Genomic DNA, 19,116 nt, shown 5'->3' with positions numbered 1-19,116 from the left:
GCACGCCGAACTACCCTCGTTGTCATGTCGTTATCGCAGGACCCCTCCGCTGGACCCGCCGTCGACGGTGGACCACCGGCGGCGGAGTCGGGGCGGTCCGTGCCGGTGGGCAATGCCGCGTCCTTCGGGGTGCTCGGTGTGGTCGCGGGGGCGGTCGCCGCGGTGGTCGCGGCGATGGTGGTCGGGTTGTCGGCGGCGCAGGCGTTGAGTCTGCTGGGTATACCCGATCCGGGGCCGTTGACAACATATGGCTTGCCCGCGCTGCGCGCTGTCGCCGATCTCGCCGCCGCGGTGACGGTCGGCTCGCTGCTGTTCGCGGCGTTCCTGCTCCCGCCGCGTGACAGCGGGTTGCTCGAGGCGGGCGGGTATCGGGCGGTGCGACGGGCTTCGGGCGCGGCGCTGGTCTGGGCGGGGGCGGCGGCGCTGCTGGTGCCATTGACGGTGTCGGATACGACCGGTCAGCCGGTGACGAGCATCTGGCGGCCGGAGAAACTGTGGCCGGTGATCACCCAGGTCGAGGTCGCGGGGGCCTGGCGGACGACGGTGCTGCTCGCGCTGATCGTGGCGATCGGCTGCCGCCTGGCATTGCGCTGGGGCTGGACACCGGTGCTGCTGGGTGGCGCGCTGGTGACGATGATGCCGCTGGCGTTGACCGGGCACTCGTCCTCGGGCGGGTCGCACGATGTGGCGACCAACTCGCTGCTGTTGCACATGGTGTCGGCCGCGGTGTGGGTCGGTGGGCTGATCGCGGTGCTCGCGCACGCGATGCGCGGCGGGGCTGGCACCGATGTGGCGGCGCGACGGTTCTCGCTGGCGGCCACGGTGTCGATCGCGGTGATCGCGGTGAGCGGCGTGATCAACGCCTGGGTGCGGGTGCCCGCCGCCGACCTGTTCACCACCACCTACGGCAGGCTGGTGCTGGCCAAGACCGCCGCGCTGCTCGTGCTCGCCGCCATCGGCTATCTGCAGCGTCGCGCCGCGCTGCCCGCGCTGGCCGCCGACCCACGTGACCGCGGCGCCCTGATCCGCTTCGCCGGGGTGGAGATGCTCATCTTCGCGGCCACGATCGGGCTGGCCGTCGGCCTCGGCCGCACGCCGCCTCCGCCGCCCACCTCGGTGCCGACGCCGATGGAGGTGGAGCTCGGCTATGTCATCGACGGGCCGCCGACGGTGGCCAGACTGCTGTTCGACTGGCGCTTCGATCTGATCTTCGGAACCCTGGCCCTCGTGCTGGCCGCGCTCTACCTGCTCGGGGTGTATCGCCTGCGCAAGCGTGGGGACGCGTGGCCGGTGGGTCGGACCATCGCCTGGTGCAGTGGCTGTCTGGTGCTGTTGCTGGCCACATCCTCGGGGGTCGGCCGGTATTCGCCCGCCATGTTCAGCGTGCACATGGGCGCGCACATGGCGCTGTCGATGCTGGCGCCGATCCTGCTCGCCCTCGGCGGCGCGGTGACGCTGGCGCTGCGCGCATTGCCGCCCGCGGGCAAGGGTGGAGTGCCAGGGCCGCGCGAGTGGATCCTGGCCGCCGTGCACAACCCGGTCTCGCGGTTCCTGACCCAGCCGGTGGTCGCCTCGGTAATCTTCGTGGCCGGGTTCTACGCGCTCTACCTGGGCGGCATCTTCGACACCACCGTCGACTCGCACGCCGCCCATCTGATGATGAACGCGCACTTCCTGATCAGCGGCTACCTGTTCTACTGGGTGGTGATCGGCATCGACCCCAAGCCGCGCGAGGTGGCGCCGCTGACCAAGCTCGCCATGGTCTTCGGCACGCTGCCCTTCCACGCGTTCTTCGGCATCGCGCTGATGAGCATGACCACCGTGCTCGGCGGCTGGTTCTACCGCACCCTCGGCCTGGGCTGGCACATCGACCTGCTCGCCGACCAGCGCAACGGCGGCAGCTTCGCCTGGGCCAGCGGTGAGGTGCCGCTGGTGGTGGTGATGTTGGCGCTGCTGATCCAGTGGTCGCGCAGCGATCAACGCCTGGCCAAGCGCACCGACCGTGCCGCCGACCGGGACAACGACGCCGAGCTGACCGCCTACAACGCGATGTACGCGGAGCTGGCGCGCCGCGACGGTGAGGTGCGCCGGTGAGCGCACGCGAGGTGCCGGTGAGCGAGTCGGCCGAGCGTGCCGAGCCTCCGCGGATCCTGCGCACCGAGGTGCGCGCGGCCCGGCGCAGGCTGGCCGGACGGGTCCGCAAGACCCCCGTCTTCCACACCAGCGTCGACGGGCCGAGCGGTCCGGTGCCGGTCTCGCTGAAGTTGGAGTTCCTCCAGCACGGCGGCACCTTCAAGGTGCGTGGCGCGCTCAACGCGCTGCTGAGCACGCGGGAGCAGACCGGTCATGTGGTGGTCGCCTCCGGCGGCAACGCCGGGATCGCGGTGGCCCTGGCCGCCGCCCAGCTGGGTCGCGACTGCACCGTGGTGGTGCCCGAATCGGCGCCGCACACCAAGGTCGCGGCGATGTGGGCGCACGGCGCCGAGGTGCTCTGGCACGGCACCAGCTACGCCGAGGCCCAGCAGCGCGCGGTGACGTTGGCCGCCGAACGCGGCGCCGAACACCTGCACGCCTACGACATGCCCGCCGTGGTGGCGGGCGCCGGGGTGATCGGGCTGGAGCTGGAGGAACAGGTGCGCGGGCGGCCGCCGGTGCTGGCCGCGATCGGGGGCGGTGGCCTCATCGCCGGACTCGGCGCCGCGCTGGGCAGGCGCAGGCAGATCGTCGGCGTGGAATCCGAGCACACCCCGGCCCTGTCGGCGGCGCTGGCGGCGGGCAAACCGGTCGACGTGGCCGCGCAATCGCCCGCCACCGAGCTGCTGTGCGCGACCCGGGTCGGCGACATCGCCTTCGACATCGCCCAGCGGCACGGGATGCCCGCCCTGTCGGTCGCCGACGACGCGATCAGCGCGGCGCGGGAGTACCTGTGGCGCGAGTTCCGGGTGGTCGTGGAGCTCGAGGGCGCCGCCGCGCTGGCCGCCGTGCAGAGCGGGGTCTACACCCCGGAGCCCGGCGTGCGGCCGATCGTGGTGCTGTGCGGAGCGAACACCGAGCTTCCCGTCGTCTGACACGGCAGATATCCACAACCGGCGAAGTTGTCCCCATTTCGTCTTCGCCCCTCCCCCTCCGCCGCGTGAGCGGCCACCCTTGAATCATCAGGACAACGACGACGAGCGGGGGCGGATTCGATGTACGAGACGAACACGGCGGTGGTCGGCACCGTGATCACCCATCCGGTGCGACGGGACCTCGGCAACGGTGACCAGGTGGTCACCTTCCGCATGGCCAGCAATGCCCGGCGGCTCGACCCGGCGACGGGGGAGTGGGTGGACAACGGGAGCCTGTACCTGACGGTTTCCTGCTGGCGCAAGCTGGCGGTCGGCGTCGACCGGTCGTTGCATCGGGGCGACCCGGTGATCGCCTACGGGCAGTTGCGCTCGCACGAATACCGGACCAAGGACGGCACCGAGCGGCGCGATCTGGAGATGCGGGCGGCGGCGGTGGGGCCGGATCTGAACCGGTGCAGTGCCTCGGTGGTGCGACGGTCGGACGCCGCGCGGGCGGCGGTGCACCCGGCACGGAATATTTCCGGTCGGCTCGACGCTGCACCCTCGGGCGCCGGGGACGTGGCCGAGTATGCGCCCACCGCCCCCACTGCCGTAGCCTCTACGACCGCGGCGGATTCCCTCCCGGCGCGATCGCCGGACGAGGTGCCCCCGGCGGGCATCCCCGAGCGGGTCGACGCCTGAGGCGCTGTCCGCGGCACCCGGCCCGCTCCGCATCTCATCCCCGTTACCCGCACCGATAGGCTTCCATATATGGCTGAGTTCATTTATCAGATGATCAAGGTTCGCAAGGCGCACGGCGACAAGGTCATTCTCGACGACGTGACGCTGAACTTCCTGCCCGGCGCCAAGATCGGCGTCGTCGGACCGAACGGCGCGGGTAAGTCCAGCGTGCTGAAGATCATGGCGGGGCTGGACCGGCCGAACAACGGTGAGGCGTTCCTCGCGCACGGCGCGACGGTGGGCATCCTGCAGCAGGAGCCGCCGCTCAACGAGGAGAAGACCGTCCGCGGCAACGTGGAGGAGGGCCTCGGCGAGGTCAAGGTGAAGCTGGATCGCTTCAACGAGATCGCCGAGCTGATGGCCACGGAGTACTCCGACGAGCTCATGGACGAGATGGGCAAGCTGCAGGAGTTCCTCGACCACGCCGACGCGTGGGACGTCGACTCGCAGCTCGAGCAGGCCATGGACGCGCTGCGCTGCCCGCCGCCGGACGAGCCGGTCACCAACCTCTCCGGTGGTGAGCGCCGCCGCGTCGCGCTGTGCAAGCTGCTGCTGAGCAAGCCCGACCTGCTGCTGCTCGACGAGCCCACCAACCACCTCGACGCCGAGTCCGTGCTGTGGCTCGAGCAGCACCTGGCCTCCTACCCGGGCGCCGTGCTGGCCGTGACCCACGACCGGTACTTCCTCGACAATGTGGCCGAGTGGATTCTTGAGCTCGACCGTGGCCGGGCCTACCCCTACGAGGGCAACTACTCCACTTACCTGGAGAAGAAGGCCCAGCGGCTCGAGGTGCAGGGCAAGAAGGACCAGAAGCTGCAGAAGCGCCTCAAGGAGGAGCTGGCCTGGGTGCGCTCGGGTGCCAAGGCCCGCCAGGCCAAGAACAAGGCCCGCCTCGGCCGCTACGAGGAGATGGCCGCGGAGGCCGAGAAGCACCGCAAGTTGGACTTCGAGGAGATCCAGATCCCCGCGGGTCCGCGCCTGGGCGACATCGTGGTCAACGTGTCGAACCTGGACAAGGGCTTCGGCGACCGTCAGCTGATCAAGGACCTGTCCTTCACGCTGCCGCGCAACGGCATCGTCGGCGTGATCGGCCCCAACGGTGTCGGTAAGACCACCCTGTTCAAGACCATCGTCGGGCTCGAGGAGCCCGACAGCGGCGTGGTGAAGGTCGGCGAGACGGTCAAGCTCAGCTACGTCGACCAGAACCGCGCGGGCATCGACCCGAACAAGAACGTCTGGCAGGTCGTCTCCGACGGGCTGGACTTCATCGAGGTCGGTAACCAGGAGATGCCCTCGCGCGCCTACGTGAGCGCGTTCGGCTTCAAGGGCCCGGATCAGCAGAAGCCCGCGGGCGTGCTCTCCGGTGGTGAGCGCAACCGCCTGAACCTGGCGCTGACGCTCAAGCAGGGCGGCAACCTGATCCTGCTCGACGAGCCGACCAACGACCTCGACGTGGAGACGCTGAGCTCGCTGGAGAACGCGCTCGAGCAGTTCCCTGGCTGCGCCGTCGTGATCTCCCACGACCGCTGGTTCCTGGACCGCACCTGCACCCACATCCTCGCGTGGGAGGGCGACAGCGACAACGAGGCCAAGTGGTTCTGGTTCGAGGGCAACTTCGAGGCCTACGAGGCGAACAAGGTGGAGCGGCTGGGTGCCGAGGCGGCTCGTCCGCACCGGGTCACCCACCGGAAGCTGACCCGCGACTGAGCGGATCACACCGAGCCGGACCACGGGCAGGGTAGCGCGCGTCGCCACCCTGCCCGTGGTGTCTGCGGCGGCGATCCGACCTGCCCGTCGCGGTACCGGATCCGGGCGGACGACGGCTGTTCGCTGCGGGCGGAATCCGTTGCGGCACGGCGGGTTCGGCGTCGCTGACGTGTCCTCGGCGAAGTTACCGGTGGGGTAATCGGGTTGTCTCTCGGCGCGGCCCCTGACCTCGGGCTAGTCTCGATTCGGCGTCACCTGTATGCGGAACCGAAGCGGAACCGAATCCTTGGGAGTGGACGGAAAATGACGGTCTCGTCGGAATTGTCCAGCGCAGCGTGGGCGGCGGGTCTGCCCCAGCCTCTGCGTGGGGAGCTCGCCACCTTGGAGGAGGCGTACTTCCGACACGTCGACGCCGGGGACGTCGACTGCACGATCACCGGCATCACCCAGATCTTCCGCCGTCACCTCGAGCTGGCCGCCGAACGTCCGCGCGGCAAGGCGCTCATGCGGGTGCACCATCCCGACGACGGCGCGGGCGTGGGAGTCGCGGTCCAGCTGGTGACCGACGACATGCCGCTGCTGGTCGAGTCGATCACCGCGGCGCTCAATCGCGCGCAGGTCAGCGTCACCGAGGTCATCCATCCGATCTTCGAGGTCATCCGCGACGCCGAGGGCAAGCTGGTCTCGGCCGCCCCGCACGAGGTGGACGGCAACGGCGCGGTCGGGCTGGCCGAGTCGTGGATGCATCTGCAACTGCATCCCTCGACCAGCCGGGCGGCGCTCGACGAGCTCACCGTGACGCTGCCGAAGGTGATCGCCGACGTGCGGCAGGTCATCGACGACACCGAGGACATGGTCCGGGTGCAGTCCGGCCTCGCCGACCGGCTCGACCAGGCCGCTGGCCGGTCCCCGGCACCGTTCCCGGCCGCCGACCTGGGCGCGTGCGCCGACCTGCTGCGCTGGCTGGCCGACGGCAACTTCACCCTGCTCGGCTACGCGCGCTACCGGCGCGACACGGTGGGCGGGCACACCGTGTCCAGCGCGGTGGACGCCAGCTCGCTGGGTGTGCTGCGGCCGGGGATCGGCACCGACTTCCAGGTGCCGATCAACGGCGGTGACCGGCCGCTGCTGCTGCTCACCCAGGGGCTGGTCCGGGCCACCGTGCACCGGTCGGTCTACCCGTACTTCATCGGTGTCGCCGATGTCGACGACGCGGGCGCCGTGGTCGGGGTGCACCTGTTCATCGGGGTGTTCACCGTCAGCGCCGTGCACGAGAACGTGCTCGACATCCCCGTGATCAACCGGCGCGTGCGCAGCGCGATCGAGGCGGCCGGGTTCGACCTGGATTCGTTCTCGGGGCAGGCCATGCTCGAGGTGATCGAGTCGTTCCCGCGCACCGAGCTGTTCTCCGCCGACACCGAGACGCTGCGGCGCACCGCCGTCGCGGTGCTCGGCGTCGGCCTGCGCAGGCAGGTGCGGCTGTTCCTGCGGTCGGATTCCTACGGCCGTTTCGTCGCGTGCATGGTGTACCTGCCGCGCGACCGCTACACCACCGCGGTGCGGCTGGAGATGCAGGACATCCTGGTCCGCGAGCTGGGCGGCACCGATATCGACTACTCGGCGCGCGTCAGCGAAAGCGAGCTGGCCAGTGTCTATTTCACGGTCATGCTCTCCACCGAACCGCACGCGCCGATCCCGGACACCTCCGAGGAGAACCGGCTGCGCGTGCAGGCGCTGCTCGACGCGGCCAGCCACAGCTGGGACGACCGCGTCGAGGGCGAGGCGGCCACCTCGGCCGAGCACGATCCGGCTGCCGTCGCCCGTGCCGCCGAGACCTTCCCCGAGGGCTACAAGGAGGACTTCACCCCCGCCCGCGGCCTCGACGACCTGGGCAGGCTGGCCCGGCTGCGCGAGGGCGGCATCGGCCAGCTCCTCTACCGCACCCCCGATTCCGCGCCTGGCACCTGGCGGTTCAGCCTCTACATCGCAGGGAGTGGGGTGTCGCTGAGCCAGGTGCTGCCGGTGCTGCAGAGCCTCGGCGTCGAGGTCGTCGACGAGCGGCCCTACCGGCTCGAACACGCCGCCGAACGCTGGATCTACGATTTCGGCCTGCAGGCGCGGCCCGATCTGCTGCGCAACCCGCTCGTCGCCGAACTCGACGCGGGGCTGCTCACCCCTAGCGTCGGGGCCGACGCGATGCGCGCCCGCGTCACCGACGCCGTCGAGGCGGTCTGGTACGACCGGGCCGAGGCCGACGGCCTCAACGAGCTGGTGCTGCGCGCCGGACTCGGCTGGCGCGAGGTCACCATCCTGCGCGCCTACGCGAAATACCTGCAGCAGGCCGGGTTCCCGTACAGCCAGGCCAATATCGCGCGCGTGCTGCTGGCGCATCCGGAGGTGGCGCGGCAGTTCGTCGCGCTGTTCGCGGCACGCTTCGACCCCGACACCGTCTCGGCCGAGACCGCCGCGGAGCTCGAGACCAGGGTGCGCGCGGGCATCGACGAAGTGGTCAGCATGGACGCCGACCGGATCCTGCGGGCCATCCTGGGCCTGGTCAAGGCGACACTGCGGACCAACTACTACGTGGTCGACGCCGAGGGTCGCCCGCGCGACTACCTGTCGCTGAAGGTGGAACCGCGCGAGATCGCCGAATTGCCCAAGCCGCGACCACAATTCGAGATCTTCGTCTACTCGCCCCGGGTCGAGGGCGTGCATCTGCGCTTCGGTTCGGTGGCGCGCGGTGGCCTGCGCTGGTCGGACCGGCTCGAGGACTTCCGCACCGAGATCCTGGGCCTGGTCAAGGCGCAGGCGGTGAAGAACGCGGTGATCGTGCCCGTGGGCGCCAAGGGCGGTTTCGTGGTGAAGCGCCCGCCCGCGGCCACCGGTGACCCGGCCGCGGACCGGCAGGCGAGCATCGCCGAGGGCACCGCCTGCTACCGCACCTTCATCTCCGGGCTGCTCGACGTCACCGACAACGTCGACCTGGCCACCGGCGCCGTGCTGCCGCCCGACCGGGTGGTCCGCCGTGACGGTGACGACACCTACCTGGTGGTCGCCGCCGACAAGGGCACCGCCAGCTTCTCCGACATCGCCAATGACGTGGCCCTCGGCTACGGCTTCTGGCTCGGCGACGCCTTCGCCTCCGGCGGCTCGGCGGGCTACGACCACAAGGCCATGGGCATCACCGCCAAGGGCGCGTGGGAGTCGGTCAAACGGCACTTCCGCGAGATGGGCATCGACACCCAGAGCCAGGACTTCACCGTGGTCGGCGTGGGCGACATGAGCGGTGACGTGTTCGGCAACGGCATGCTGCTCTCGCGCCACATCCGGTTGGTCGCAGCGTTCGACCACCGGCACATCTTCCTCGACCCGAATCCCGACGCCGCCACCTCCTTCGCCGAGCGCGAGCGACTGTTCGCGCTGCCGCGCTCGTCCTGGGCCGACTACGACCGCTCCCTGATCAGCGACGGCGGCGGGGTGTTCGAGCGGACGGTGAAATCGGTGCCGATCTCGGCGCAGGCCAGGGCCGCGCTGGGCCTGCCCGACGCGGTGCAGGCACTCTCGCCGCCGGAACTGGTGCGCGCGATCCTGCTGGCGCCGGTGCAGTTGCTGTGGAACGGCGGCATCGGCACCTATGTGAAGGCGAGCACCGAGTCCAATGCCGAGGTGGGCGACAAGTCCAACGACGCGGTGCGGGTCGACGGAAACCAGTTGCGGGTCAAGGTGGTCGGCGAGGGTGGCAACCTGGGCGCGACGGCCCTGGGTCGCATCGAGTTCTGCCGCGCGGGCGGCAAGATGAACACCGACGCGCTGGACAACTCCGCGGGCGTGGACTGCTCCGACCACGAGGTCAACATCAAGGTGCTGCTCGACGGGGTGGTGAGCGCGGGCGCGCTGGCCCCCGCCGACCGCAACCCGCTGCTGGCCTCGATGACCGACGAGGTCGCGCGGATGGTGTTGCAGGACAATGTGGATCAGAACGCGCTCATCGGCATCGCGCGCACCGACGCGCCGCAGATGGCGAGCGTGCACGGGCGTGTCATCGACGATCTGGAACAGCGGCGCGGGCTGGATCGCGAGCTCGAGGCGCTGCCGTCGACGGCCGAGCTGAAGCGTCGCGCCGAGGAGGGCAGTGGGCTGGCCTCGCCGGAGCTGGCGAATCTGCTCGCCCACGTCAAGCTCGGGCTCAAGGCCGATCTGCTCGACACCGACCTGCCCGACAGCGCCTACTTCGCGCGCAGGCTGCCGCTGTACTTCCCGACCCCGCTGCGCGAGCGCTTCGGCGCCGAGATCAAGAAGCACCGGCTGCGCCGCGAGATCGTCACCACGATGATCGTCAACGAGATGGTCGACTACGGCGGCATCACCTACGCGCACCGGCTCGGCGAGGAGGTGGGCGCGAGCACCTCCGATGTGGTGCGGGCCTTCGCCGCGGCCAGCGAGATCTTCGAACTGCACGAGGTGTGGGCGCGCATCCGTGGCGCCGACGCACCGGCCGGGGTGTGCGATCTGCTGGAGCTGGAATCCAAGCGCACGCTGGACCGGGCCTCGCGCTGGCTGCTCAGCAACCGGCCGCAGCCCATCGCGGTGGGCGCCGAGATCAACCGCTATCACCGTCGCGTGCAGGAACTCGCGCCGCAGGTGCCGGGCTGGTTGCGCGGACACCACGTCACCTCGCTCACCCAGGGCGCGGCCGAGCTGATCGCGCGCGGCGCGCCGACCGACCTGGCGACCGAGGTGTTCGGGCTGCTGAGCATGTTCCCGCTGCTGGACGTGGTCGACATCGCCGACATCGCCGATCGCGACGGCGCCGAGGTGGGCGCGCTGTACTACGCGCTCAACGAGCACCTGAAGATCGACTGGCTGCTCGAGGCGGTCAGCCACCTCGAGCGCGGCGACCGCTGGCACGCGCTGGCCCGGCTCGCGCTGCGCGACGACATGTACGGTTCGCTGCGTTCGCTCACCCTCGATGTGCTCTCCGCGGGTGACCCGGAGGAAACCGCCGACGAGAAAATTGCATACTGGGAGTCGAAGAACCAGTCCCGGCTGGGTCGTGCGCGCGCGGCCCTGGCGGAACTGTTCGAGTCCGGGACCCACGACCTCGCCACACTGTCGGTCGCCGCGCGACAGGTGCGGAGCATGGTGAGCGGGGTGGGCGCCCAATCGGAGGTACCACGGTGACGAGTTCGCCCAACGGCGACACCGCCGCACCCACGCCAGATCTGGTGTTGCCGCAGCGTTTTCACGCGAAGGTCGAGATCCGCTGGTCGGATATGGACGTGTTCCAGCACGTGAACCACGCGCGGATGGTGACGCTGCTGGAGGAGGCGCGCATTCCCTGGCTGTTCGATGACGACAAGCCCACCGCCTCGATGGGGCGCCAGGGTTGCGTGCTGGTCGACCTGCACGTGAAGTACCGGGGTCAGCTGCGTCACGAGGACACCCCGCTCGACATCGCGATGTGGGTCAAGCAGTTGCGCGCGGTCGATTTCACGATCGGCTACGAGGTGCGGGCCAACGGCGTGGCGCCCGATTCGCCGCCCGCGGTCACCGCGACCACGCAACTGGCCGCGTTCGACATCGAGACCCAGCGACTGCGCAGGCTCAGCGATACCGAACGCGACTATCTGGCGCTGTGGCGGGCCTGATTTCGTGAGCTCCGAACAGCGGGTGCTGCACACGCCCGACCCGGCCGAACGCGAGAACCTGGCCACCTTCCTCACCCGGGCGCTGCGCCTGGACCCCGCCGCCGTCGTCCGGTTGCGCCGCCGCGGGTCGAGCCTCGTCTCGGCCTGGGTGGCGACCGGGTTCGAGACCCTCGCCGTGCGCACGGTCACCGCCGAACTCGGCGTCGACGACGCCACCGCCGCGGCCGACACGGTACTGGCCGGTCTGCGCACCGGACACCCGGTCGACCTGGGCTATTCGATGGATTCGGCCTGGCGCGGGGCGCTGCCGCCCGTCGACGGCTTCACCCACGTCGACGACGTGCCCGCCCGCGCCCTGGTCGAGCTGGCCGAGCGCGGCGCGGACGTGGCCCGCGAACACGGCGGCGCCCACGGCCCGCCCGCCTCGCTGCTGGACCAGTCGGTGCTCACCGTCACCGGCGCGGACGACCTGGCCGTCGAGGTCCCGATGCGCGTGGTCTTCGCCCTGACCGCCATGGACTTCATCCCGCACGCGGGTGAGAAGGCCGAGTCCCGCCGTATCCAGCCCACCGAACTGGTCCGCGTCCGCGCGACCCGCACCTGGTTGCGCCTGGACGCCCGCTACGGCTCCGTCGCCCGCCGCCTCGGCGGGGCAATCCCGCTGTCACCCAGCTGAATCCCCGACCGAGCGCCCACCCCCGCCCAGCTACAGGCCGCCGCCGCTGCTGATGGCGCGACGGTGCCTGCCGGCGCGGGCTCTTGCTGGCGTGGTGGTGTTGGCCGATGTGGCGGTGCTGTGCCATTGCGCCCGTGAGGGTTTCGTCGGATGCCGATCGGAATTCGCGGCGTGTGGTCAGTGCACGCCGACAAGGCGTAGCAGTGCCGTTGTAGACGCGGCGGCGAGCACGGTCACCAGTAGCGGTGCGCGGCGCCAGGCGAGGACACCGCCGACGCCGACCCCGGCGGGCAGGGCGATCCCGAGTTCGCCGGAGCCGGTCGGCAGGGTCGCGGTTGCCACGAGGGCCGCGAGCAGGATCAGCGCGCCGGTGTCGAGCAGGTGGATCGTCCTGGCGGACAGGCGGAGCCGATGCCGCAGGGCGGGGCCGGTCCAGCGCAGTGCGTAAGTGCCGACGGCGAGCGTGAGCATCGCGGGCAGCAGGTAGGGCGCGTTCACCACGGGCCCACCCGATTCGGACGTCGGCCGGGCAGGGGGCGTCTCTTGGGGTGGTCGTCTCGGCCGACGCGTGGCAGTCCGGGGTGCCCCGCGGCCGATAGGCCCGCGATGTCGCGGGATCGTGCGTCGGCCCGACCGCGACAGCGGCTTCCCGATGCCGGAGCTGTCGTCAGCATGCGGTGACCGCCGTGTGGTCCGGCGCCGGTGGGCGCAGGGCGAACACCAGGCCCAGCAGTGCGATGAGTACCGGGAGACCGGCGGGGACGAACGGGGCCACGACCACGGCCAGTGCCGCGCCGGACAGGACCGGGCGCAGGGTCGCGCGGTCGCGCAGGGCGGGGAGGATGAGGGCCAGCAGGATGACCGGGGAGACGGTGTCGAGGCCGAGCGCGGCGGTGTCGGGGACGATCGCGCCGAGGGCGGCGCCCAGGGTCGCGCCCAGCGGCCAGCACATGGCCACGCCGATGCCGCAGGCCCAGTACGCGGCGCGTTTGCGGGCGGGGTCGCCCGGGGCGGTGGCGAAGGCGACCGATTCGTCGTTGAGGACGTGGATGCCCAGCGCGCGCCGCCACCCACGGCCGAAGACTTCCGGGGCCGACAGGCCGTAGGGCAGGTGCCGGGCATTGAGCAGCAGCCCGGCCACGACGGCCGCGATCGGGCTGCCACCGCCGGCCACGATGCCGAAGAACAGCAGTTCCGAGCCGCCGGCCAGCACCGTCACCGCCATCACGATCGGCATCCAGACCGGGAAGCCCGCCGCGATGGTGGAGGCACCGTAGGACACCCCGAACAGGCCGACGGCCAGGCAGGCCGCGGCCACGGCCGTACCGGTCCGCCGATCGAGTGTTCGCCATATCGAACGCATGTTTCTCATAGTGAACGCACGCGGTGGGTAAAGTCAACGCGAACTCGCCAGCTCCCAGGAGGCGTTGATGGACCGGCAGGACCCGGTCGCCGGACCACCCCAAGCGGTGATCGCGGCGTCGCTGCGGCGCGAACGCGCCCGCGCAGGTTTGTCGCTGACCGAGGTCGCCAGCCGGGCCGGGGTCGCGAAATCGACACTGTCGCAACTGGAATCGGGCACCGGTAATCCCAGCCTGGAGACCCTGTGGGCGCTGTGCGTGGCGCTGGAGATGCCGTTCTCGCGCCTGCTCGACCCGCCTCGGCCGCAGGTCCAGGTGATCCGCGCCGACGAGGGCGCGCCGGTGCCCTCGGCCGACGCCGACTACCGGGTGACCTTGCTCGCGGCGGGCCAGTCACACACCCGCTGCGATGTGTACCGGATCGCGGCCGAGCCGGGCCATGTGCGCCGGTCCGAGCCGCACACCCCGGGCGTGGTCGAGCACGTGGTGCTGGCCGCCGGACGCGCGCTGGTCGGCCCGGCGGACGAGCCGATCGAGGTGGGCCCCGGTGACTACGTGCGCTACCTGGGCGATCTCCCGCATGTCTTCGAGGCGCTGGAACCGGGCACCTGGGCCTCGATGGTGATCGAGAGCCCCTGACTCAGGCGGCCCCTTCGCCGAGATACTGCAACCAGAGCGGATCCAGTTCGGCGGTGGTCGAGAGCAACCGCCAGTGCGGGCCCTTGGGCGAGACCAGTGGATGACGCAGTGTCCAGCCGAGTTCGGCCAGCATCTTGTCGGCCTTGCGGTGGTTGCAGGGCGCGCAGCTGGCCACGCAGTTCTCCCACGAGTGCTCGCCGCCGCGGCTGCGGGGGATGACGTGGTCGATGGTCTCGGCCTTGCCGCCGCAGTAGCCGCACCGGTAGCGGTCGCGGTGCATGAGGGCGGCGCGGGTCATCGGAACCCGGGCGCGATAGGGCACCCGCACGTAGGTGCGCAACCGGATGACGGAGGGAATCGCCACGGCGGCCCCCGCGGAGTGCAGGACCGGGGCGTCGGGATCGTCGTGGACGGCGTCGGCCTTGGCGCAGATCAGCAGGACCACGGCGCGGCGCGCCGACAGGGCGGTGAGGGGCTCGTAGGTGGCGTTGAGGAGGAGGACCCGGCGTTTGCGCCATGCGGCGGCGTCGTGGTCTCCGGCGAGATGCAATGGCGCGGGGTGATGCGGCAGGTCGTGACGACCGGATGCGCCCGGATGGTGATCGGACAGGATGTGCAGCGGGATGGCCCCCGAGCCACGGTTGTGGACGTCGGCGGGCTGGAGTTGTCGATACGCGCGCGCCTCGTGTGACCGGGCGCCTGGTCGCTGCTTCATCTTGACCTCGATTTCATGATTGGCAGGATCATGTGGTATCTGGGGTCGATACTGTCACCCAGTTGACCACGCTCGCGCCGGTATTGCACGGCTATTTTTCAAACTTCCGGGTGAACTGTGGTTGAAGGGCCATGCGTTCGTGATGCGCGCTGCCGCCGGGCGGGGCCGCCGGTCACCGGGGCACAATGGGGTACGTGACTTCAGGTGAGCAGACAACGACCTCGTTCTACGACGCGGTGGGTGGCGCGGAGACCTTCCGCCGGATCGTGTCGGTGTTCTATCGCGAGGTCGCCGCCGACGAGATCCTGCGGCCGATGTACCCGGAGGAAGACCTCGGCCCGGCCGAGCGGCGGCTGCGGATGTTCCTCGAGCAGTACTGGGGTGGGCCGCGTACCTACTCCGACGAGCGTGGGCACCCCCGGCTGCGGATGCGGCACCATCCGTTCGTCATCGGGCCGCTGGAACGCGACGCCTGGATGCGGTGCATGACCATCGCCGTGGGCGAGATCGAGCCGTCGATCCTGGACGACGAACACCGCAAGGCGCTCATGGACTACTTCCAAATGGCCGCGGCGTCCTTGCAGAACTCCCCGAACTGACCCACCCGGGTGCCCCGCGTTCGCTGATGACCGGCAGGTAGCGGCCCGATTTCGCGGCGATATCGAGGTTTACCGCGAGGTTTCGCCTCGGCGTGGCCGACGCTGGCGATTTGCCGGATCGTGAGAAAGTGCCGCGCCGCAGGAATATCGCGGGCGGTTTTTGGCAATATTGCGGTTGTGACACAGACACCTGCCTCGCCGGTGCCGGGGGACAAAAGCACCGCTCCGTGGTGGACAACCGCCGTGTTCTATCAGGTCTATCCGCGTTCGTTCGCCGACTCCGATGGTGACGGAATCGGCGATCTGGGCGGCGTACGCGAGAAGATGGGCTATCTCGAGCTACTCGGTGTGGACGCGCTGTGGATCTGTCCGGTGATGCGCTCGCCGCAGGCCGACGGCGGGTACGACGTGTCCGACCCGCGCGACATCGACCCGGTGTTCGGCGGGCTGGCCGCCATGGACGAGCTCATCGCCGAGGCCCACGATCGCGAGATCAAGGTCACGATGGATCTGGTACCCAATCACACCAGCGTCGAACATCCCTGGTTCACCGCGGCCCTGGACGCCGCGCCCGGCAGCCCCGAACGCGCCCGCTACATCTTCCGCGACGGCCGCGGCCCCGATGGCGCCGAACCGCCCAACAACTGGCCCAGCATCTTCGGCGGCCCGGCCTGGACCAGGGTCACCGAGGCCGACGGCACGCCCGGCCAGTGGTACCTGCACATCTTCGCCGCCGAACAGCCCGACCTGAACTGGGACAACCCCGAGGTCGCCGACGACTTCGAGAAGACACTGCGGTTCTGGCTCGACCGCGGCGTCGACGGGTTCCGCATCGACGTGGCGCACGGCATGGCCAAACCGGCCGGGCTGCCCGACATGGCCGAGGTCACCACCCGCCTGCTGGTCAACGACGACGACGATCCGCGCTTCAACGACCCCGGCGTGCACGCCATCCACCGCCGCATCCGCACCGTGCTCGACGACTACCCGCACGCGGTGTCGATCGGCGAGGTGTGGGTCGAGGACAACATCCGCTTCGGTGAATACGTGCGCCCCGACGAACTGCACCTGGCCTTCAACTTCCGCCTCGCCGAGACCCCGTTCACCGCCGAGGGCGTGCGAACCGCGATCACCCATTCGCTCGAAGCGGTGAGCGTCGTCGGCGCGCCACCGACCTGGACGCTGTCCAATCACGATGTCGAGCGCGAGGTGACCCGCTACGGCGGCGGCAAGATCGGCGTGGCCAGGGCCAGGGCGATGATGATGGTGGAACTCGCGCTGCCCGGCGCGGTCTTCGTCTACAACGGCGCCGAACTCGGCCTGCCCAACGTCGACGATCTGCCCGAGGACGTCCTGCGGGACCCGGTGTGGGAGCGCTCGGGCCGCACCGAACGCGGTCGCGACGGCTGCCGGGTTCCGATTCCCTGGGAGGGCCGGACCCCGTCGTTCGGCTTCACCGCGGGCACCGATTCGTGGTTGCCGATCCCCGCCGACTGGGCCGACCGCACGGTGGAAGCCCAACTGGAGACACTGCATTCGACGCTGTCGCTGTACCGGCTGGCCATCGACCTGCGCGGGACCCGGCCGGAATTCTCCGGCGACCGGATCGAGTGGTACGGCAGCCCCGACGGCGCCCTGGCCTTCCGCAGGCCGGGCGGGCTGATCTGTGTCCTCAACGCCACCGACGCGCCGATCCAGCTGCCGCCGGGAGAGGTGCTGCTGGCCAGCGCGCCCGTGGTCGAGGACCGGTTGCCCGCGAACGCGGCGGCCTGGCTGGTGTGAATCGGACGGGACACGCACGCCGAACCGATGACCGGAGGATGAACTACTACACAGCATCGTCTACCGTTGGACCGTGAGCATTCTCGAGACAGTGCTGATCTTCGTCGGCATCCCGGCCGCGATCTACTTCGCGATCGCGGGTTTGTCCTATCTCGGTAAGCCACTGCCCGGTGAGAAGCCGGCCCACTTCGCACTCGGGCAGAAGTGGACCCACTCGCCGGTGCTGTGGAGCGCTACCGACGAGGTGACCGCTGCTGCGGGTCACCACACCGCCGAGCCGCATGGCAGCCATGCGGCTCTCGAAGCCGCCGACGCGGCGCTGATCGGAGGCCGGGCAAGTGGCAAGTTCTAAGTGGCCCGCGGTGGTCGAGGCCGACCTGCCGCACGGTTCCGCGCTCACCAGCAGCGGCCGCGTCTCGGGTGTGCACGAGTCGGGCACCGTCTTCGACGAGGTGCCCTTCACCGACCGTGAGCGCATCATGCTCGACAACGCGCTCACCGAGGCGACCCGCGCCACCAAGGTGCGCTTCAGCATCTACGTGGGCGACCTGGGCGGCGACCCGGCCACCGGCGCCGACGAGCTGCTGCCGAACACGCCCGAGGCGGCCGACTCGGTGCTCATCGCCGTCTCGCCCAACCAGGGTGCGATCGAGGTGCGCTCGGGTGCGAACGTGGCCGAGCGGGCCAACGACCGCATCTGCCAGCTCGGCGTCACCGCCGCGCTGGCCTCGTTCCGTCAGGGCAACCTGATCGACGGCCTGATCTCGGCGGTGCGCGTGATGGCCGCCGCCATCGGCCGCTAGTTCGTTCGTTCCGCCGTCCGGCGCGTTCACCCGTGAAGGTGAACGCGCCGTTCGTGTCTCGGCCCTCGTCGCGGCATCGAGTAGTCTGATCGGCGGTTTACCGGCCGCGCGTGGCGGTCGGCGGTGGCGCTGGGGGGAAGATGCGGACAGGAATCGGTCGCGGGATCACGGCGGTGGCGCTGGCCTGTGTGCTGGCCGGATGCGGGCAGGACGCGCCGGTCGCCGACGGGCCGGTCGCGGGAGCGCCGCAGGCGCGGTTCTACACGCCCACACCGGAATCGGTGCCGGGTGCGCGCGCGTCGGTGATCCGGGTCGAACCGTTGACCGGCCCCCAGGCCGTGCCGGGCGCGCGCAACTATCTGGCGCTGTACCGCTCGGTGGACGGCGGCGGCGCGACGGTCGCGGTGTCGGGCACGCTGGCCGTACCCGAGGGCACGCCCCCGGCGGGTGGCTGGCCGCTCATCTCCTGGGCGCCCGGAACCAGCGGTGTCGCCGATGTGTGCGCGCCGTCGCGGTCGGAGGGTTCCTCGCCGAGCCGCGACGATCAGGCCCGCTGGATCGCCGCGGGCTACGCCGTGGCCAGGACCGACTACCAGGGCTTGGGGACGCCCGGTGACCACGGCTATCTGATCGGGGAGACCGAGCAGCGCGCGGTGGCCGATCTGGCCGTCGCCGCGCGCGCGATCGACGAGTCGGTGGGATCGCGCTGGGTGGCCATGGGTCATTCGCAAGGTGGGCACGCGGCGCTGTTCGCCGCGAGCGCGTCGGCGGGCTGGGCGCCGGACACGCCCCTGCTCGGCGCGGTCGCGTTGGCGCCGGTCTCGCATCTGGGCCAGCAGGTGCGGATGGCGAAGTGGACGGTGTCCAACCCGCTGGGCAAGGTCGGCGCCGGTGATCTGGCGGTCTATGTGCCCCTGCTGGTGCGTGGCGCGCAGACGGTCGCGTCGGTGGACCCGGGCCGGTTCCTCACCGAGCGGGCGGTCTCGATGCTGCCCATCGCCGATTCGGAATGCAGTGCGGGCCTGCGCGATCGGAGCAAATGGGGTGGGCTGTCCACCAAGGACGTGTTCTCCCGCGACGGCGACCTCTCCGCGCTGCTGGGAGTCCTCGACGGCAACGATCCCAGCGGGCTGTCGTTCACCACACCGGTGCTCGTCCTGCAAGGTCGCGACGACCTGACCGTGCTCCCGGCCTCGACCGACGCCATGGTCTCCGACCAGCGGAAGAACGGTCAGGACGTGGACTACCGCAAGCTCGACGACACCGACCACAGCGAGATCGTGGCCGCCGCCTTCGCCGACACGCTCGCTTGGGTGGACGCGCGCTTCGGCATCACCCGCTGACCCGGTTACGCCGACAGCAGAAGAGCGCGGTGTTCGCGAGCCCAGGTCTCTACCC

Annotated in this window: 16 protein-coding genes; 13 read left to right on the top strand and 3 right to left on the bottom strand. The window is 70.4% G+C overall.

The features are described 5' to 3' along the window. Positions 1–24 precede the first annotated feature (24 nt). The 7 genes from QC180_RS13030 to QC180_RS13000 all read left to right on the top strand — a co-directional run bounded on the left by QC180_RS13030 (position 25) and on the right by QC180_RS13000 (position 11,819). Positions 25–2,094: a bifunctional copper resistance protein CopD/cytochrome c oxidase assembly protein gene (locus QC180_RS13030; RefSeq protein ID WP_278262952.1), complete on the top strand. Its 2,070-nt coding sequence runs from the start codon at positions 25–27 to the stop codon at positions 2,092–2,094. Further along, complete coding sequence (locus QC180_RS13025) at positions 2,091–3,068, top strand: serine/threonine dehydratase (RefSeq protein ID WP_278262951.1); 978 nt, start codon at positions 2,091–2,093, stop codon at positions 3,066–3,068. The genes QC180_RS13030 and QC180_RS13025 overlap by 4 nt, the downstream gene beginning before the upstream one ends. A gap of 120 nt (positions 3,069–3,188) precedes the next feature. Next, the gene (locus QC180_RS13020; protein ID WP_278262950.1) at positions 3,189–3,749 is read left to right on the top strand and encodes a single-stranded DNA-binding protein; all 561 of its coding nucleotides are present in this window, start codon (positions 3,189–3,191) and stop codon (positions 3,747–3,749) included. A 69-nt stretch (positions 3,750–3,818) separates the two neighbouring features. Then, positions 3,819–5,495 carry an energy-dependent translational throttle protein EttA gene (ettA, locus tag QC180_RS13015; protein ID WP_278262949.1) on the top strand — a complete coding sequence of 559 codons (1,677 nt, stop codon included), beginning with the start codon at positions 3,819–3,821 and terminating at the stop codon, positions 5,493–5,495. Positions 5,496–5,798: 303 nt separating this feature from the next. Next, positions 5,799–10,676 carry an NAD-glutamate dehydrogenase gene (locus tag QC180_RS13010; RefSeq protein ID WP_278262948.1) on the top strand — a complete coding sequence of 1,626 codons (4,878 nt, stop codon included), beginning with the start codon at positions 5,799–5,801 and terminating at the stop codon, positions 10,674–10,676. Between the two features lie 41 nt (positions 10,677–10,717). Next, the gene (locus QC180_RS13005; protein WP_347567324.1) at positions 10,718–11,143 is read left to right on the top strand and encodes an acyl-CoA thioesterase; all 426 of its coding nucleotides are present in this window, start codon (positions 10,718–10,720) and stop codon (positions 11,141–11,143) included. A gap of 4 nt (positions 11,144–11,147) precedes the next feature. Further along, positions 11,148–11,819, top strand: a complete 672-nt coding sequence (locus tag QC180_RS13000) for a DUF8185 domain-containing protein (RefSeq protein WP_278262947.1) — start codon at positions 11,148–11,150, stop codon at positions 11,817–11,819. A gap of 177 nt (positions 11,820–11,996) precedes the next feature. On the opposite strand, the gene QC180_RS12995 is transcribed toward QC180_RS13000, so the two are convergent. After that, positions 11,997–12,320 (bottom strand): AzlD domain-containing protein, encoded by a 324-nt coding sequence (locus QC180_RS12995; protein WP_474646430.1) that lies wholly within the window; start codon positions 12,318–12,320, stop codon positions 11,997–11,999. 166 nt (positions 12,321–12,486) lie between these two features. Then, positions 12,487–13,182, bottom strand: a complete 696-nt coding sequence (locus tag QC180_RS12990) for an AzlC family ABC transporter permease (RefSeq protein ID WP_278262946.1) — start codon at positions 13,180–13,182, stop codon at positions 12,487–12,489. Positions 13,183–13,249: 67 nt separating this feature from the next. Between QC180_RS12990 and QC180_RS12985 the strand changes: the two genes are divergently transcribed. Continuing rightward, on the top strand, positions 13,250–13,819 hold the full coding sequence (locus tag QC180_RS12985; RefSeq protein WP_278262945.1) for a helix-turn-helix domain-containing protein: 570 nt from the start codon (positions 13,250–13,252) through the stop codon (positions 13,817–13,819). 1 nt (position 13,820) lies between these two features. Here QC180_RS12985 and QC180_RS12980 read toward each other — a convergent pair whose 3' ends face one another. Beyond that, positions 13,821–14,534: an HNH endonuclease gene (locus QC180_RS12980; RefSeq protein WP_278262944.1), complete on the bottom strand. Its 714-nt coding sequence runs from the start codon at positions 14,532–14,534 to the stop codon at positions 13,821–13,823. 194 nt (positions 14,535–14,728) lie between these two features. Between QC180_RS12980 and QC180_RS12975 the strand changes: the two genes are divergently transcribed. The 5 genes from QC180_RS12975 to QC180_RS12955 all read left to right on the top strand — a co-directional run bounded on the left by QC180_RS12975 (position 14,729) and on the right by QC180_RS12955 (position 19,061). Further along, complete coding sequence (locus tag QC180_RS12975; RefSeq protein ID WP_474646429.1) at positions 14,729–15,133, top strand: globin; 405 nt, start codon at positions 14,729–14,731, stop codon at positions 15,131–15,133. Positions 15,134–15,310: 177 nt separating this feature from the next. Further along, on the top strand, positions 15,311–16,915 hold the full coding sequence (locus tag QC180_RS12970; protein ID WP_474646428.1) for a glycoside hydrolase family 13 protein: 1,605 nt from the start codon (positions 15,311–15,313) through the stop codon (positions 16,913–16,915). A 73-nt stretch (positions 16,916–16,988) separates the two neighbouring features. Then, the gene (gene ctaJ / locus QC180_RS12965; RefSeq protein WP_278262942.1) at positions 16,989–17,267 is read left to right on the top strand and encodes an aa3-type cytochrome oxidase subunit CtaJ; all 279 of its coding nucleotides are present in this window, start codon (positions 16,989–16,991) and stop codon (positions 17,265–17,267) included. Beyond that, the gene (locus QC180_RS12960) at positions 17,254–17,718 is read left to right on the top strand and encodes a DUF5130 domain-containing protein (RefSeq protein WP_278262941.1); all 465 of its coding nucleotides are present in this window, start codon (positions 17,254–17,256) and stop codon (positions 17,716–17,718) included. Before ctaJ ends, QC180_RS12960 begins: the two co-directional genes overlap by 14 nt. Positions 17,719–17,858: 140 nt before the next feature. After that, positions 17,859–19,061, top strand: coding sequence for an alpha/beta hydrolase family protein (locus QC180_RS12955; protein ID WP_278262940.1), 1,203 nt, complete (start codon positions 17,859–17,861; stop codon positions 19,059–19,061). The last annotated feature ends 55 nt before the right edge of the window (positions 19,062–19,116 follow it).

The organism is Nocardia anocheti (genome assembly GCF_029675105.1).
Classification (GTDB): domain Bacteria; phylum Actinomycetota; class Actinomycetes; order Mycobacteriales; family Mycobacteriaceae; genus Nocardia.
Note: the sequence above shows the minus strand (reverse complement) of the source record. Positions and strands in the feature narration are given on the sequence as shown.

Bases quoted from the DNA above. Each gene is read 5' to 3' on its own strand.
- QC180_RS13030 (WP_278262952.1), top strand. From the start codon at position 25: ATGTCGTTATCGCAGGACCCCTCCGCTGGACCCGCCGTCGACGGTGGA.
- QC180_RS13020 (WP_278262950.1), top strand. From the start codon at position 3,189: ATGTACGAGACGAACACGGCGGTGGTCGGCACCGTGATCACCCATCCG.
- ettA (WP_278262949.1), top strand. From the start codon at position 3,819: ATGGCTGAGTTCATTTATCAGATGATCAAGGTTCGCAAGGCGCACGGC.
- QC180_RS13010 (WP_278262948.1), top strand. From the start codon at position 5,799: ATGACGGTCTCGTCGGAATTGTCCAGCGCAGCGTGGGCGGCGGGTCTG.
- QC180_RS12990 (WP_278262946.1), bottom strand. From the start codon at position 13,182: ATGCGTTCGATATGGCGAACACTCGATCGGCGGACCGGTACGGCCGTG.
- QC180_RS12985 (WP_278262945.1), top strand. From the start codon at position 13,250: ATGGACCGGCAGGACCCGGTCGCCGGACCACCCCAAGCGGTGATCGCG.
- QC180_RS12980 (WP_278262944.1), bottom strand. From the start codon at position 14,534: ATGAAGCAGCGACCAGGCGCCCGGTCACACGAGGCGCGCGCGTATCGA.
- QC180_RS12955 (WP_278262940.1), top strand. From the start codon at position 17,859: ATGCGGACAGGAATCGGTCGCGGGATCACGGCGGTGGCGCTGGCCTGT.